The following is a 14,247-nucleotide window of genomic DNA, read 5'->3' as shown; positions in this document are numbered from 1 at the left end:
TTCCGGGTCTCTTCCAGCTCGGGCACGCCCCCATTGCACACCACGGCACCGACAGCGCGGGCGCGCGACCCGGGGTCGGGCGTCCCGTCACTCCACGCCGATGAGCAGCGGTCCGCCCTGCCGCCCCTCGTGGACGAGGGTGTCGACGGCCAGGTGGGTCCGCCTCACGTGCTCCTCCAGCCGGTCGGCCAACCCCTTCGGGGCGTCCGCGCCGATCACCAGGGTGACCAGTTCCCCGCCGCCCGCGAGCATCCGGTCCAGCACGGCCGCGGCCACCCGCGCCGGTTCCGTGCCGATCAGCGCCACGTCCCCCTCGATCAGGCCCAGGACGTCCCCGGCCTGGCAGACGCCGGCGGTGGTCCAGGCCTGTCGCTCGGCGACGCACACCTCGCCGTACCGGGTGGCTCCGGCAGCCGCAGTCATGGCCACGACGTCCTCGTCGAAGCGGCGGCCGGGCTCGTGGACCGCGAGCGCCGCGATGCCCTGCACCGGGGAGCGGGTGGGGACGATGGCGACCCTCAGCCCTTCGGCGCGGGCCCGCTCGGCGGCCGCGGCGGCGGTGTGCCGCAGGTCGGGGTCGTTGGGCAGCAGGACGACCTCGGCTGCGCCCGTCCTGCGCAGGGCCTGCGCCAGCTCGCCGGCTGCGGGCGACTCCCCGGGGCACACGGTGACGGTCGTGGCGCCCGCCTCGGTGTACAGCTCCGCGAGTCCGTCGCCGGGCACCACCGCGACCACGGCACGGGGCAGGGGCGGGTCCGCGACGTGTTCGGCGCGCCGAGCGGGGCCGCCGCCGAAGTGGGTGATGCCGATGCGGAAGGGGCGACCCGCCTCGATGCCGGCCTCCACGGCGGCGCCGGCGTCGTCCACGTGGACGTGGACGTTCCACAGCCCGTCGCCGCCGACCACCACCAGACTGTCGCCGAGGGCGTCCAGCCGGGTGCGCAGGGCGTCGACGGCCCCGTCGTCGGCCTCCAGCAGGTAGACGACCTCGTAGGCCGGGCCCTCGGGCACGTCCGTGCCGGCCGTACCGGCCGTGTCACCGCCGGGCCCGCCGGGGTGCTCGGGCCCCGAAGCGGGACACGGCCGCCGCGACAGGTCCGCAGCAACCCCGGGGGCACCGGCGGCCGGGTCCGCCGGGCGCTCCCCGGAGAGCGCCCCGACCAGCGCGCCCAGGACCGTGACCAGGCCGTATCCGCCGGCGTCCACCACGCCCGCGCGGGCGAGCACCGGAAGCCGGTCGGGGGTGGTGTCCAGGGCCGTGCCGGCGGCCCGCCAGGCGGCGCGGGCCACCGCGGCGCAGTCCCCGGTGGCGTTCCGGGCGCCCTCGGCCGCGGCGTCGGCGACCGTGAGCACGGTCCCCTCCACCGGACGCGCCACCGCCGCCCGGGCCGAGCCGGCGGCCCGCCGCAGCGCGCGCCGCAGCAGTTCGGCGTCGTCCACGGCGGTTGCGGCGTCCACGGTGGTCGCGGTGGTCACGGCGTCGTCGATGGTCGCCGCTCCGCCTGGAGTCTCCAGGCCGTTCCCGCCGTCCTCCCGCGTCGCGATCTCCTCGGCCATCCCGCGCAACAACTGCGCCAGGATCGTTCCGGAGTTGCCTCGCGCGCCGATCAGCGCGCCGTGGGCCATGGCCCGGATCGCCTGGGTCGGGGTGGGCCGCCCCACGCAGGCCGCCTCCACGGCCCGGGCGGCGGACTCCACGGTGAGGTAGAGGTTGGTTCCGGTGTCGGAGTCGGCCACCGGATAGACGTTGATCGCGTCGATCGTCTCGCGGTTCCGGCCCAGCGCGTCGAGCGCCTGGGCGCACCAGTTCCGCACCGCGGCGGCGTCGAGCGGTTGCGGCACGGACGGGCCTCCTGGTGGACTGCGGCCGGGGGGCCGGGGGACAACGACGACGGCCGAAGGCTAGTGCCGCCGCCGTCGCGCGGCCCGAACCGGGGGGCGCGGCGGGGTGATTTCCTCCCCACCCCGCTGCCGGGGTATGCTGCACCGGTTGCCCGACCCGTGTCGGGCTCTACTCAATTCCCTGGCAGTGCCGGTCATCCTTGATCCTGCCGACGCCGGGATTTCACTGTAAGTGCATCTGAAGTCTTTGGAGTGACCCGTGGCTGCCAACTGCGACGTCTGCGGCAAGGGGCCGGGCTTCGGCAACAACATCTCGCACTCGCACCGCCGTACGTCCCGCCGTTGGAACCCCAACATCCAGCGCGTGCGTGCGATGGTCGGTCGGACGCCGAAGCGGCTCAACGTGTGCACCTCGTGCATCAAGGCCGGCAAGGTCTCGCGCTGAGCGCCTGACCTCTCCCCGCTCCGGCGGGGACGACCCGGTCCCGCGCTGACGTGTCATCCAGCGCGGCCACTGCCGGTCCTCGGGAAGCCGGTCCACCTCGGGTGGGCCGGCTTTCCGGCGTGTCCGCACGGGCCGGGGCCGCCGGTGGGCGCGGGACGACCGGGATGCCGGTCCGGCCGCCCCGCGCCCCGGCGCTAGCGCCGGTCGCCGCCCAGGCACCAGCCGTGGTCCACCGGCCCGATGCCATCCCCCAGCGCGAAGCCCGCGGCGATGGCCCCCGTCACGTACTCCTTGGCCCCGCGGGCCGCCTCGGGCACGGAGGCCCCCTTGGCCAGCAGGGCGGCGATCGCGGCGGCCAGGGTGCAGCCCGTGCCGTGGGTGTGGCGGTTGTCGTGGCGCGGCGCGCGCAGCCAGTGTTCGGCGGTGCCGTCGGTGAGCAGGTCCACGGCGGTGTCCCCGTCCTTCAGGTGACCGCCCTTGATCAAAACCCACCGCGGCCCGTGGGCCAGCACCGCCTCCGCGGCGCGCGGCAGTTCGGCCTCGGTCTCGGCCCGTACGCCGGTGAGCTGGGCCACCTCGTCCAGGTTGGGGGTGGCGACGGTGGCCTTCGGCAGCAGCGCGGTGCGCACCACCTCCAGCGCCTCGGGGGCCAGGAGCGGATCGCCGTGCTTGGAGACCCCGACCGGGTCGACGACCACCGGTGCCGTGAGTCCGTCGAGCAGGTCGGCGACCGTCTCGACCAGTTCGGCGCCGGCCAGCATGCCGGTCTTGACCGCCTGCGCCCCGATGTCCTCGATCACGCTGCGGAACTGCTGCCGGACGGCCTCGGCGGGCAGCTCCCAGGCGCCCTGCACGCCCAGGGAGTTCTGCGCGGTGACGGCGGTGAGCACGCTCATCCCGTGGGTGCCCAGCGCCAGCATCGTCTTCAGGTCGGCCTGGATGCCCGCGCCGCCGCCCGAGTCGGACCCGGCGACGGTGAGCACTCTCGGTGGTGGTGTACGCATGACCGCAGCCTACGGCCGGGCACGTGCCGTGCGGCACGCGGCGTACGGTGCTCGCTCTTGGCCCTCAGCCCCCGAAGTGGTCCCAGCCGCCGCCCGCCGTCCACGGCGCGCCGTCCACCGTCACCTGCGGCGACGCCGAGGGGTGGAGCACCTCGCCGACGCGTCGCCAGCGGGCGGGCAGTTTGGCGTCGGGCGGGAAGGTGGCGACGATGGCGTGGTCCTCTCCCCCGGTGAGCACCCACCGCAGCGGATCGACGCCCACCGCCTGGCCGATGTCGGACATCTGGGCGGGGACGTCCAGGGCGGCCGTCCGGATGTCGATGCGCACCTTGCTCGCCTCGGCGATGTGGCCGAGGTCGGCGACGAGCCCGTCGCTGACGTCGGTCATCGCGGTGGCGCCGAGTTCGGCCGCCGCGGGGCCGGCGTGGTAGGGCGGCTCGGGGCGGCGGTGGGCCTCGACGAAGGCGCGTGGGGAGCGGAAACCGCGGGCGAGCACCGCGTACCCGGCCGCCGACCAGCCCAGCCAGCCGGTCACCGCGACGACGTCGCCGGGCCGCGCCCCGGTGCGGGTGACCGGTTCGCGGCCCTGGAGGTCGCCCAGCGCGGTGATCGCCACGGTGATGGTGTCGCCGCGCACCACGTCACCGCCGACCACGGCCGCTCCCGCCACCCGGCACTCGTCGTGGAGGCCGTCCATCAGCTCGGCGGGCCAGGTCGCCGGCAGCTCGGCCGGAACGACGAGGCCGAGCAGCAGCGCGGTGGGCGCGGCCCCCATGGCGGCGATGTCGGCGAGGTTCTGCGCGGCCGCCTTGCGGCCCACGTCGTAGGCGGTGGACCAGTCGCGGCGGAAGTGCCGACCCTCCACCAGCAGGTCGGTGCTGGCGACCACGCGCCGGTCGGGTGCGGCGACCACGGCCGCGTCGTCGCCCGGTCCGATCCGCACGGCCGGGGTGGGGGTGATCCGCGAGGTCAGCTCACGGATCAGTCCGAACTCCCCGAGCTCCCCCACCGTCCGGCCGGGGGTCCTGGGGACGCCCCCGGAGAAGTGAGGGGGAGGCTGTCCTCCGGGAGAACTCAGCATCGTCGTGCCCCTTCGTCTGTCCGCTCGAACGGTACCGTCGCGGCCGTCCCCGGGATCCGCGGCCCCGTCACGGTCCCCGTCCCCGCCGTCCTCCTGCCACGCCCATCGGCGGCTCGGGTCTCCCCGGCGGCGTCGACGACGCGGTACCGTGGCGTCCCCTCGTCCCCCATGATCCTCGTAGCCGCCCTGGAGGTTCCGTGGTACAGGCGTACATCCTGATCCAGACCGAGGTCGGCAAGGCCTCGACCGTCGCCGAGATCGTCGGTGGAATCCCGGGGGTGATCCAGGCCGAGGACGTGACCGGCCCCTACGACGTGATCGTGCGCGCGCAGGCGGACACGGTGGACGACCTGGGCCGCATGGTGGTGGCCAGGATCCAGCACGTGGAGGGCATCACCCGCACCCTGACCTGCCCGGTCGTGCACCTGTAGCTCCCCCGTATGCTCGTTCGGTGGACGCCTCGCCCCGCCTGTCACCGTGGACGGTCCTCCCGTCGCTCGTCCGGCCGGTCATCACACTGAGCGCCGCGACGGCCGTGTGCATCACGGCCACCGGGTGTTCCCTCGGCGACGACGCGCCCCGACCGCCCGTGCCGAGCCCGACCGGCTCGGCCGCCGCGGTCTGCCGCACGCTGCACGACGCGCTGCCGGAGCGCGTGGACGGGCAGTCGCGGGTCGCGATCGAGCCGGAGACGCGGTACGCCGCCGTGTGGGGCGATCCCGGCATCGAGCTGGGCTGCGGGGTGCCGCGGCCCGAGGTGCTCACGCCCGGCAGTGAACACTACAACCCCACCGCCGAGGCGGTGGAGGTGAACGGCGTCTCCTGGCTGGTGGAGGAGACCGACGGCGGCTACCGGTTCACCACCACCGGCCGCGAGGTGTTCGTGCGCGTGACCGTGCCCGACGCGTACGCGCCCGAGGTCAATCCCCTGACCGACCTGTCCGACGCGGTGCGCGCGGCCGTGCCCGTCGAACCGCTGTGACGCCCGGGACGCCCGGTTCGCGTCGCAGGAGGAGCGTCCCGGGGCCCGGGCCGGGCAGAGGAGAGGGGGGCGACGCGCGTCAGCGCAGCCCGGTGGAGCGGTCGAGCGCGGCCCCGATGAGGCGGTCGACCAACTCCGGATAGCTCACGCCGCTGGCCTCCCACATGCGCGGGTACATGGAGATGGGGGTGAAACCGGGCATGGTGTTGATCTCGTTGATGACGAACTCGCCGTTGTCCAGCAGGAAGAAGTCGGCGCGGACCAGTCCTTCACAGGAGGCCGCCTCGAAGGCGCGCACCGCCAGCTCCTGGACCCGGCCGGTCTGCTCCTCCGTCAGCGGGGCGGGCACGATGCCCTCGGCCGAGTCGATGTACTTGGCCTCGAAGTCGTAGAAGTCGTGGGCGCCGGCCGGGGGGATCTCGGCCGGGAAACTGGCGCGCGGGCCGTCCTCGAACTCCAGGACGCCGCACTCGATCTCACGGCCACGCAGCAGCGACTCCACGATGATCTTCGGGTCGTGACGCCGTGCCTCGGCGATCGCCTCGTCCAGGGCGGCCAGGTCGTCGACCTTGGTGATGCCGAAGGACGAGCCGGCGCGCGCGGGCTTGACGAAGACGGGCCAGCCGTGTTCGCCCGCGAAGTCCACGATCTTCTTCCGGGCGGCCGTCTCGTCCCGCTTCCACTCGCGCGGCCGGACCACCGTGTACGGGCCCACGGGCAGTCCGAAGGAGGCGAAGATCCGCTTCATGTACTCCTTGTCCATGCCGACCGCCGAGGCCAGGACTCCCGATCCCACGTAGGGGACCCCGGCCAGTTCCAGCAGGCCCTGGAGCGTGCCGTCCTCGCCGTAGGGGCCGTGCAGCATGGGGAAGACGACGTCGACCTCGCCGAGCACCTTGGGCACCGCGCCGGGCTCGGTGTAGACGACCTCCCGGTTGGCGGGCTCGGCCGGCAGCAGCACCGAGCCGGTGTCGGACTCGGCGAGCTGCTCGACGTTGGGCAGCGTACGGCCGGTGATGGCCATCCGCTCGGGGTCGTCGGCGGTCAGGGCCCAGCGTCCGTCCGCGGTGATGCCGATCGGCAGGACGTCGTACTTCGCCCGGTCGATGGCGCGCAGGACGGCACCCGCGGTCACCACGGAGATCGCGTGCTCGGAGCTGCGTCCGCCGAAGACGACGGCGACGCGCGGCCGGGGGGTCTGGGGAGAGGACTGGCTGCTCATATCCGGTCGAGACTACCTAACGTACGGGCGGCCGGCGGTCAGCGGCGCTCGGCTTTGGCGCTGCGGGACATCAGTTCCTTCAGCGCGACCAGCGGCGGCTTGCCCTCGTGGACGATGCCGACGACGGTCTCGGTGATGGGCATCTCGACGTCGTGCCGCCGGGCCAGGTCCAGCACCGATTCGCAGGACTTGACGCCCTCGGCGGTCTGCCGGGTGGCGGCGATGGTCTCCTCCAACGTCATTCCCCGACCGAGGCTGCGACCGAAGGTGTTGTTGCGGGACAGCGGCGAGGAGCAGGTGGCCACGAGGTCGCCCATGCCCGCCAGTCCGGCGAAGGTGTGCGCGTCGGCGCCCATGGCCAGGCCCAGCCTGGTGGTCTCGGCCAGTCCGCGGGTGATCAGGGAGGCCTTGGCGTTGTCGCCCAGCCCCATGCCGTCGGCGATGCCCACCGCCAGCGCGATGACGTTCTTCACCGCGCCGCCCAGTTCGCAGCCGACGACGTCGGTGTTGGTGTACGGGCGGAAGTACGGGGTGTGGCAGACGGCCTGGAGCCTGCGGGCCACCTCCTCGTCACGGCAGGCGACGACGGAGGCGGCGGGCTGCCGCTCGGCTATCTCGCGCGCGAGGTTGGGGCCGGACAGCACGGCGATCCGGTCCCGGCCGGCTCCGGCCACTTCCTCGATCACCTCGCTCATCCGCTTGGCGGTGCCGAGTTCGACGCCCTTCATCAGGGAGACGAGCACGGTGTCGGCGGACAACAGGGGTCTCCACCGGGCGAGGTTGTCGCGCAGGGTCTGGGAGGGCACCGCCAGCACCGCGAACTCCGCGTCCCGGGCCGCCTCGGCGGGGTCGGTGGTGGCGCGGACGGTCTCGGGGAGCGTGACGCCCGGCAGGTAGTCGGGGTTGGTGCGGGTGGTGTTGACCGCCTCGGCCAGTGCGGCCCGGCGTCCCCACAGGGTCACCTCGCAGCCCGCGTCGGCGAGCACCATCGCGAAGGCGGTGCCCCAGGATCCGGTGCCGTAGACGGCGACGCGCGTCACGCGTTCCCCCCCTCGGCGGCCACGCGCTCGACGGCCGCCCCGCTCCCGGTGGTCCTCCCCGCGTCCACGGCGCCGGGCGATGTGGCCGGGGGGTGCGCGGCCGCCACCCTCCGGTCCCCGGCGAGCGCCCTGCGGCGGTCGTAGCGTCGGGCGGGCGCGGGCTCGCCGCGCAGTTCGACCAACAGCTCGGTGATGGCGTCCATGAGGACGTCGGTGACCTCGCGCAGCAGTTCCGCGGTGGGCTCCCGGTCGTGGAACCGGGAGAGGTCGACGGGCGGCCCGGCCAGCACCTTCAGGGTCTTGCGCGGAAAGAGCCGCACCCTGTTCCGCCTGGCGTACGGCGGTACGGCCTCGTTGGCGCCCCACTGTGCGACGGGGATGACGGGGGCCTTGGTGAGCAGGGCGACGCGGGCGGCACCGGTCTTGCCCTCCATCGGCCACATGTCGGGATCGCGGGTGAGGGTGCCCTCGGGGTAGAAGGCCACGCACTCGCCCTTGCCGATCGCCTCCACGGCGGCGCGGAAGGCGTTGGCCGCGTCGAGGCTGTCCCGGTAGACCGGGATCTGCCCGGTGCCGCGCATCACCGCGCCGACGAATCCGCCCTTGAACAGGGAGTCCTTGGCCAGGAAGCGGGGGACGCGCCCGGTGTTGTACTGGAAGTGCGCGTAGGAGAGCGGGTCGAGATAGGAGTTGTGATTCACCACGGTGATGAATCCGCCCTCGGCCGGAATGTGCTCCATTCCCCGCCACTCCCGCTTGAACAGCGCCACCAGGGGCGGTTTCACCAAAACCGCTGCGAGGCGGTACCAGAAGCCGATTCTGCGGCGGGACACCGGGACACCATCTCCTCTTGCCTGCTGCGGCACGCACACCGCCGGGACAACCGCACAAGTGTCGCTCCGGGGCGTCGCCCTGTCGAGCACACCGTAACCCCGCGGGCGGCGGGCGGATCCGGCGGCGGGGGAGAATGGCGCCGATGCACCGTGACGACACACCGCAGACCGGGACCGCCTGGACGCTGGTGGTGCCCCTCAGGCCCCTGTCCCGGGCCAAGAGCAGGCTCGCCGCGGCGGCCGGCGAGGAGCTGCGGCCCCGTCTGGCCCTGGCCTTCGCCCAGGACACCGTGGCCGCCGCCCTGGCGTGCCCGCTGGTGGAGGGGGTGGTGGTCGTCACGGACGATCCCCTGGCGGGGGCGGAGCTGGCCGCCCTGGGGGCGCGGGTCGTGCCGGACGTGCCGGCGGGCGGGCTGAACCCCGCGCTGGGGCACGGCGAGGCGGTGGTGCGGGCGGAGCGCCCCCGTGCCGCGGTGGCCGCGCTCAACGCCGACCTGCCGGCACTGCGGCCGGTCGAGTTGGCGCGGGTGCTGGGCGCGGCACGGGTGCACCGGAGGTCGTTCCTGGCCGACGCCGCGGGGGTGGGCACCACCCTGCTCGCCGCGTCCGGCGGCACCGCTCTGGCGCCGGCCTTCGGCGGTCCCTCACGCGTCCGGCACCTGCGGTCCGGGGCGGTGGAGCTGGCGCTGCCGGACGTGGCGAGCGTCCGGCGGGACGTGGACACCGGCGAGGACCTGGCCGCGGCGCTGGCCCTGGGCGTGGGCCCGCACACCCTCAGAACGTCTGCAGCGTCACCAACGTGATCCGCCGGTCGGCGCCCTCGCCGTCGATCTCGATCCGTACCCGTTGGCCCGGTCGCAGCAGCCGCAGGCCGCCCGCGTCGAAGGCGGCGGCGTCGAAGGGGAGAGGCGTGCCGTCGTCGAGGAGCACGGCGCCGCTGCGGGTCGCGGGGTCGTAGGTGTACGCGGTGGCCTGCATGGCGACGAGCCTAGAGGAGCCGGCGGCCGCGGGGGCGGCACGGGTGCGGGGGCCGGGTGCGGAGCGGACGGGCCGCGGACCGGGCTCCGCGGGAGCCCGGTCCGGCGCGGTCGGTGGTTCCCCGTCTCACTTCCTGCGGGCGGTGGCCCTCTTGCGGGTCGAGGTCCTGCGGCCGGGGGCCTTCTTGGCGGGCGCCTTCTTGGCCGTGGCCTTCTTGGCCGCGGTCTTCTTCGCCGGAGCCGCCTTCTTCGCCGCGGTCTTCTTCGCCGGGGTGGCCTTGGCCGTAGCCTTCTTGGCGGGCGCCTTCTTGGCCGTGGCCTTCTTCGCCGTGGTCTTCTTCGCCGGAGCCGCCTTCTTGGCGGCGGCCTTCTTCGCCGTCGCCTTGCGGGTGGTGGTACCGCCCGAGAGGCTGCCCTTGGGCGCCTTCTTCACGGCCACGTCGTTCTTGGGGAGCTTCTTGGCGCCGCTGACCAGATCCTTGAAGCCCTGCCCGGCGCGGAAGCGCGGAACGGAGGTCTTCTTGACCCTGACGCGCTCGCCGGTCTGGGGGTTGCGGGCGTAACGGGCCGGACGCTCGACCTTCTCGAACGAGCCGAAGCCGGTGACCGAGACCCGGTCGCCGGCGACGACCGCGCGGACGATCGCGTCCAGCACCACGTCCACCGCGTCGGCGGCCTGCTGTCGTCCGCCGAGCTTGTCGGCAATTGCTTCAACGAGCTGCGCCTTGTTCACGTCTTCCCCTTCGGAGGCATTGCCAGAACGAATCTGTCCGAGCTTTTTCGCACGTTAGGCAGATATTCACCGCAAATCAAACGCGAAACGTGCGAATCACCCTTGTGTCGCAACAAAATCGACCATCACGCACTTCCCTCGGTGCCCGGGCCTTCCCGCCGTCCGGGAGTCCCTTCTCCGTCGAGTTCCGCCACGAAGCGGTCCAGTCGCCGTGCCGCGCCGGACAGATCGTGTTTGGCGGCCGCCGTGATGACCAGCAGCCGACGGGTGAGCGCCTTCCGGGCGTCCTCCGGCACCCGCATCCGCCACACCCTCGTGTGGGCGTCCTTCAGCCGAGCGGCGACGAGGTCGTGGAGCGGGAGTTGACCGTCGCTTTCCATGCACAGATTGTGTCATTGGTGGCGAGTTGTCACCCCTGAGGGGCCCAACGCCCGAGGACGGTCGGGGAGGACGGACGCCTCCACGCCCAACCGCCTCCCCGGGCGGGGAAGGTGGCCTCCGCCTCCGGAGCGTTCCGGCGCGAAGGCCCCGCGAAGGCCCGACGTCCCGCCCACGCACGGGAGCGCCCCCGACCGGGGGGGGTCGGGGGCGCTCCCGTGCGTGGGCGGGGCTCCGTAGCCGCTCAGGCCACCAGGGTCCGCGGCTTGAACGAGGGCCGCCCGGCCTCGTAGGCGGCGATGGCGTCCTCGTGCCGCAGGGTGATGCTGATGTCGTCCAGCCCCTCCAACAGTCGCCAACGGGCGTTCTCGTCCAGCTCGAAGGCGGCCGTCACGCCGGGGGCGGTGACCTCGCGCGCCACGAGGTCCACGGTGATCTCGACCGTCGGATCGGCCTCGGTCAGCTCCCACAGCGCGTCCACCGTCTCCTGCGGCAGGACGACGGTGAGCAGGCCGTTCTTCAGCGAGTTGCCGCGGAAGATGTCGGCGAAGCGGGAGGAGATCACGGTCTTGAAGCCGTAGTTCTGCAGCGCCCAGACGGCGTGCTCACGCGAGGAACCGGTGCCGAAGTCGGGGCCGGCCACCAGCACGGTGGCACCCTGCCGCTCGGGCCGGTTGAGCACGAACTCCGGGTCCTTGCGCCACGCCTCGAACAGGCCGTCCTCGAAGCCGTCGCGGGTGACCTTCTTCAGCCAGTGCGCGGGGATGATCTGGTCGGTGTCGACGTTGCTGCGGCGCAGCGGAACGGCGCGACCGGTGTGTGTGGTGAAGGCTTCCATGGCTGCTCTCAGACTCCCGCGAGCTGGACTGCGTCGGACAGGTCGGCCGGCGAGGCCAGGTGCCCCAGCACGGCGGTGGCGGCGGCGACCTGCGGGGAGACCAGGTGGGTGCGGCCGCCCTTGCCCTGCCTGCCCTCGAAGTTGCGGTTGGAGGTGGACGCGGAACGCTCACCGGGCTTGAGCTGGTCGGGGTTCATGCCCAGGCACATCGAGCAGCCCGCGTGCCGCCACTCGGCACCGGCGGCGGTGAACACCTTGTCCAACCCCTCCTCCACGGCCTGGAGCGCGACCCGTACCGAACCGGGTACCACCAGCATCCGCACCCCGTCGGCGACCTTGCGGCCCTCCAGCACGGCGGCGGCCGAGCGCAGGTCCTCGATCCGGCCGTTGGTGCAGGAGCCGACGAAGACGGTGTCCACGGCGATCTCGCGCAGCGGTCGGCCGGGCTCCAGCCCCATGTACTCCAGCGCCTTGACGGCGGCCAGCTTCTCGCTGGGGTCGGCGAAGGAGTCCGGGTCCGGCACCGCCGCGCTCAGCGGGGCGCCCTGCCCGGGGTTGGTGCCCCAGGTGACGAACGGGGCCAGCTCGGCGGCGTCGATGACCACCTCGTGGTCGAAGACGGCGTCGTCGTCGGTGCGCAGGGTCCGCCAGTACTCCACGGCGGCGTCCCAGTCGGCGCCGGCGGGAGCGTGCTCCCGACCCTTCAGGTACGCGAAGGTGGTCTCGTCCGGGGCGATCATCCCGGCTCGGGCGCCGGCCTCGATGGACATGTTGCAGATGGTCATCCGCGCTTCCATCGACAGCTTCTCGATGGCCGAACCGCGGTACTCGATGACGTAGCCCTGACCACCGCCGGTGCCGATGCGCGCGATGATCGCCAGGATCAGGTCCTTGGCGGTCACCCCCTCGGGCAGCTCGCCGTCGACCGTGATCGCCATGGTCCTGAAGGGCGCCATGGGCAGGGTCTGGGTGGCCAGCACGTGCTCGACCTGGCTGGTGCCGATGCCGAACGCCAGCGCGCCGAAGGCGCCGTGCGTGGAGGTGTGGCTGTCGCCGCAGACCACCGTCATGCCCGGCTGGGTCAGTCCCAGCTGCGGTCCCACCACGTGGACGACGCCCTGCTCGACGTCGCCGAGCGGGTGCAGCCGCACGCCGAACTCCGCGCAGTTCCTGCGCAGCGTCTCCAACTGGGTGCGCGAGACCGGGTCGGCGATGGGCTTGTCGATGTCGAGGGTGGGGGTGTTGTGGTCCTCGGTGGCGATGGTGAGATCGGTCCGCCGCACCCGGCGCCCGTTCTTGCGCAGCCCGTCGAACGCCTGCGGGCTGGTGACCTCGTGCAGCAGGTGCAGATCGATGAAGAGGAGGTCGGGTTCGCCTTCGGCGCGCCGGACGACGTGGTCGTCCCAGACCTTCTCCGCGAGTGTCCGTCCCATCGCTTTCCCTCCGGCCGGCAGCACTGCCGGCCTCTTCTCGGCGTCCATGCCGCCCCGCCCGCGGCACTGCTGGTGTGCGGGGTGGCGACCGTCACCCCAGCTTGGCGGGTCCCCGGGGAAATTGAACTTGCGTTTCGTAATGTGAGACGCGAGTATCGTTGCATGGACAACTCTAGCGGCGTCGGCGTACTCGACAAGGCGGCTCTGGTCTTGAGCGCTCTGGAGTCCGGTCCGGCCACCCTCGCCGGGTTGGTCGGGGCGACCGGGCTCGCCCGCCCCACGGCGCACCGGCTCGCGGTGGCCCTGGAACACCACCGTTTCGTGGCCCGCGACATGCAGGGCCGGTTCATCCTGGGCCCGCGGCTGGCCGAACTGGCCGCCGCCGCGGGCGAGGACCGTCTGCTCGCCTCGGCGGGCCCGGTGCTCACGCACCTGCGCGACGTGACCGGGGAGAGCGCCCAGCTCTACCGGCGCCAGGGCGACATGCGCATCTGTGTGGCGGCGGCGGAACGACTCTCCGGACTGCGGGACACCGTGCCGGTCGGCTCCACGCTCCCGATGAAGGCCGGCTCGGCGGCCCAGGTGTTGATGGCCTGGGAGGAGCCCGAGCGGCTGCACCGCGGTCTGCAGGGCGCCCGGTTCACGGCGACGGCCCTGTCGGGCGTGCGCCGGCGCGGCTGGGCCCAGTCCATCGGCGAGCGCGAACCCGGCGTCGCCTCGGTCTCCGCCCCCGTGCGCGGCCCGTCCAACCGCGTGGTGGCGGCCGTGTCGGTCTCCGGGCCGATCGAGCGCCTGACCCGCCACCCCGGCCGGATGCACGCCCAGGCCATCGTGGAGGCCGCCGGCCGGCTCACCGAGGCGCTACGCCGCAACGGCGGCTGACAGGGCGGCCGGATACGCACCGCGGCCCGTGGTGCGGCACTCCGCCCCGCCGCCTCCCCGCGAAGGCCCACGGCACGACCGCGCCGACGTCGCCGCGGCCGGGCCCCCTTCGCGCCCCTCCTCGCCCCCACCGACCGTGGTACGGACGGCACGGCCTCGCCTCCGTGCACACCTGTCCGGTCGCCCGGGGCCGGAGCGCTTCGAGGAAGGGACCGCGAGAAGACAACGGGAAAACGGGAAGAGGCCCTCCGCCTGAACGGAGGGCCTCCCTTTTTCTCCCGTACCCCCGACCGGATTCGAACCGGCGCTACCGCCTTGAGAGGGCGGCGTGCTAGGCCGCTACACAACGGGGGCCCCAGCTACGGTCCCGAGGAACCGAGTACCCCCGACCGGATTCGAACCGGCGCTACCGCCTTGAGAGGGCGGCGTGCTAGGCCGCTACACAACGGGGGCGTGGATCTCGCTGGGAAGATCGCGCTGGGGTACCAGGACTCGAACCTAGACTAACTGAACCAGAATCAGTCGTGCTGCCAATTACACCATACCCCACCGGAACT

Annotated in this window: 16 protein-coding genes and 3 tRNA genes; 5 read left to right on the top strand and 14 right to left on the bottom strand. The window is 73.3% G+C overall.

The features are described from left to right. Positions 1-87 precede the first annotated feature (87 nt). Positions 88-1,842 (bottom strand): DAK2 domain-containing protein, encoded by a 1,755-nt coding sequence (locus F0L17_RS19095; RefSeq protein ID WP_162466417.1) that lies wholly within the window; start codon positions 1,840-1,842, stop codon positions 88-90. Between the two features lie 259 nt (positions 1,843-2,101). On the opposite strand from F0L17_RS19095, the gene rpmB reads away from it, so the two are divergent. After that, positions 2,102-2,287 (top strand): 50S ribosomal protein L28, encoded by a 186-nt coding sequence (gene rpmB / locus F0L17_RS19090; RefSeq protein WP_093662092.1) that lies wholly within the window; start codon positions 2,102-2,104, stop codon positions 2,285-2,287. 194 nt (positions 2,288-2,481) lie between these two features. Here the strand turns inward: rpmB and thiD are convergent, their stop codons facing one another. Further along, positions 2,482-3,291: a bifunctional hydroxymethylpyrimidine kinase/phosphomethylpyrimidine kinase gene (thiD, locus tag F0L17_RS19085; RefSeq protein ID WP_155072018.1), complete on the bottom strand. Its 810-nt coding sequence runs from the start codon at positions 3,289-3,291 to the stop codon at positions 2,482-2,484. A 64-nt stretch (positions 3,292-3,355) separates the two neighbouring features. Then, positions 3,356-4,372, bottom strand: coding sequence for a thiamine-phosphate kinase (locus tag F0L17_RS19080; RefSeq protein WP_155072017.1), 1,017 nt, complete (start codon positions 4,370-4,372; stop codon positions 3,356-3,358). Positions 4,373-4,569: 197 nt separating this feature from the next. Between F0L17_RS19080 and F0L17_RS19075 the strand changes: the two genes are divergently transcribed. Further along, positions 4,570-4,803, top strand: coding sequence for an Lrp/AsnC ligand binding domain-containing protein (locus tag F0L17_RS19075; protein ID WP_162466416.1), 234 nt, complete (start codon positions 4,570-4,572; stop codon positions 4,801-4,803). Positions 4,804-4,823: 20 nt separating this feature from the next. Next, positions 4,824-5,354 carry a DUF3515 domain-containing protein gene (locus tag F0L17_RS19070; protein ID WP_420802436.1) on the top strand — a complete coding sequence of 177 codons (531 nt, stop codon included), beginning with the start codon at positions 4,824-4,826 and terminating at the stop codon, positions 5,352-5,354. Between the two features lie 79 nt (positions 5,355-5,433). Here F0L17_RS19070 and F0L17_RS19065 read toward each other — a convergent pair whose 3' ends face one another. The 3 genes from F0L17_RS19065 to F0L17_RS19055 are packed head-to-tail and all read right to left on the bottom strand — an operon-like array spanning position 5,434 to position 8,449. Then, positions 5,434-6,576, bottom strand: a complete 1,143-nt coding sequence (locus tag F0L17_RS19065) for a D-alanine--D-alanine ligase family protein (RefSeq protein WP_155072015.1) — start codon at positions 6,574-6,576, stop codon at positions 5,434-5,436. 38 nt (positions 6,577-6,614) lie between these two features. Next, complete coding sequence (locus tag F0L17_RS19060; RefSeq protein WP_162466415.1) at positions 6,615-7,616, bottom strand: NAD(P)H-dependent glycerol-3-phosphate dehydrogenase; 1,002 nt, start codon at positions 7,614-7,616, stop codon at positions 6,615-6,617. Continuing rightward, complete coding sequence (locus F0L17_RS19055; RefSeq protein WP_162466414.1) at positions 7,613-8,449, bottom strand: 1-acyl-sn-glycerol-3-phosphate acyltransferase; 837 nt, start codon at positions 8,447-8,449, stop codon at positions 7,613-7,615. The genes F0L17_RS19060 and F0L17_RS19055 overlap by 4 nt, the downstream gene beginning before the upstream one ends. Before the next feature lie 143 nt (positions 8,450-8,592). Here F0L17_RS19055 and cofC point away from each other — a divergent pair, with 143 nt between their 5' ends. Continuing rightward, positions 8,593-9,252, top strand: coding sequence for a 2-phospho-L-lactate guanylyltransferase (gene cofC, locus F0L17_RS19050; protein WP_238419438.1), 660 nt, complete (start codon positions 8,593-8,595; stop codon positions 9,250-9,252). Here the strand turns inward: cofC and F0L17_RS19045 are convergent. From F0L17_RS19045 to leuC, 5 genes are all read right to left on the bottom strand, one after another. Continuing rightward, positions 9,224-9,427 (bottom strand): hypothetical protein, encoded by a 204-nt coding sequence (locus tag F0L17_RS19045; protein ID WP_155072013.1) that lies wholly within the window; start codon positions 9,425-9,427, stop codon positions 9,224-9,226. The two genes, cofC and F0L17_RS19045, sit on opposite strands and share 29 nt — an antisense overlap. A gap of 126 nt (positions 9,428-9,553) precedes the next feature. Then, positions 9,554-10,159 carry an HU family DNA-binding protein gene (locus F0L17_RS19040; RefSeq protein ID WP_162466413.1) on the bottom strand — a complete coding sequence of 202 codons (606 nt, stop codon included), beginning with the start codon at positions 10,157-10,159 and terminating at the stop codon, positions 9,554-9,556. A 125-nt stretch (positions 10,160-10,284) separates the two neighbouring features. Beyond that, complete coding sequence (locus tag F0L17_RS19035) at positions 10,285-10,539, bottom strand: SCO5555 family protein (protein WP_155072012.1); 255 nt, start codon at positions 10,537-10,539, stop codon at positions 10,285-10,287. 242 nt (positions 10,540-10,781) lie between these two features. Then, positions 10,782-11,375, bottom strand: coding sequence for a 3-isopropylmalate dehydratase small subunit (gene leuD, locus F0L17_RS19030; protein ID WP_155072011.1), 594 nt, complete (start codon positions 11,373-11,375; stop codon positions 10,782-10,784). 8 nt (positions 11,376-11,383) lie between these two features. Then, complete coding sequence (gene leuC, locus F0L17_RS19025; RefSeq protein ID WP_155072010.1) at positions 11,384-12,808, bottom strand: 3-isopropylmalate dehydratase large subunit; 1,425 nt, start codon at positions 12,806-12,808, stop codon at positions 11,384-11,386. A gap of 162 nt (positions 12,809-12,970) precedes the next feature. On the opposite strand from leuC, the gene ndgR reads away from it, so the two are divergent. Beyond that, positions 12,971-13,690 carry an IclR family transcriptional regulator NdgR gene (gene ndgR / locus F0L17_RS19020; protein ID WP_093662066.1) on the top strand — a complete coding sequence of 240 codons (720 nt, stop codon included), beginning with the start codon at positions 12,971-12,973 and terminating at the stop codon, positions 13,688-13,690. Positions 13,691-13,971: 281 nt separating this feature from the next. On the opposite strand, the gene F0L17_RS19015 is transcribed toward ndgR, so the two are convergent. The 3 genes from F0L17_RS19015 to F0L17_RS19005 form a co-directional block, all read right to left on the bottom strand. Next, positions 13,972-14,044, bottom strand: a tRNA-Glu gene (locus tag F0L17_RS19015). Between the two features lie 26 nt (positions 14,045-14,070). Continuing rightward, positions 14,071-14,143: transfer RNA gene (locus F0L17_RS19010), tRNA-Glu, on the bottom strand. A gap of 24 nt (positions 14,144-14,167) precedes the next feature. Next, positions 14,168-14,239, bottom strand: a tRNA-Gln gene (locus F0L17_RS19005). Positions 14,240-14,247: the final 8 nt, after the last annotated feature.

Origin of the sequence: Streptomyces taklimakanensis (assembly GCF_009709575.1) — a bacterium.
GTDB classification, from domain to species: domain Bacteria; phylum Actinomycetota; class Actinomycetes; order Streptomycetales; family Streptomycetaceae; genus Streptomyces; species Streptomyces taklimakanensis.
This window is presented reverse-complemented; position numbering and strand designations above follow the sequence as displayed.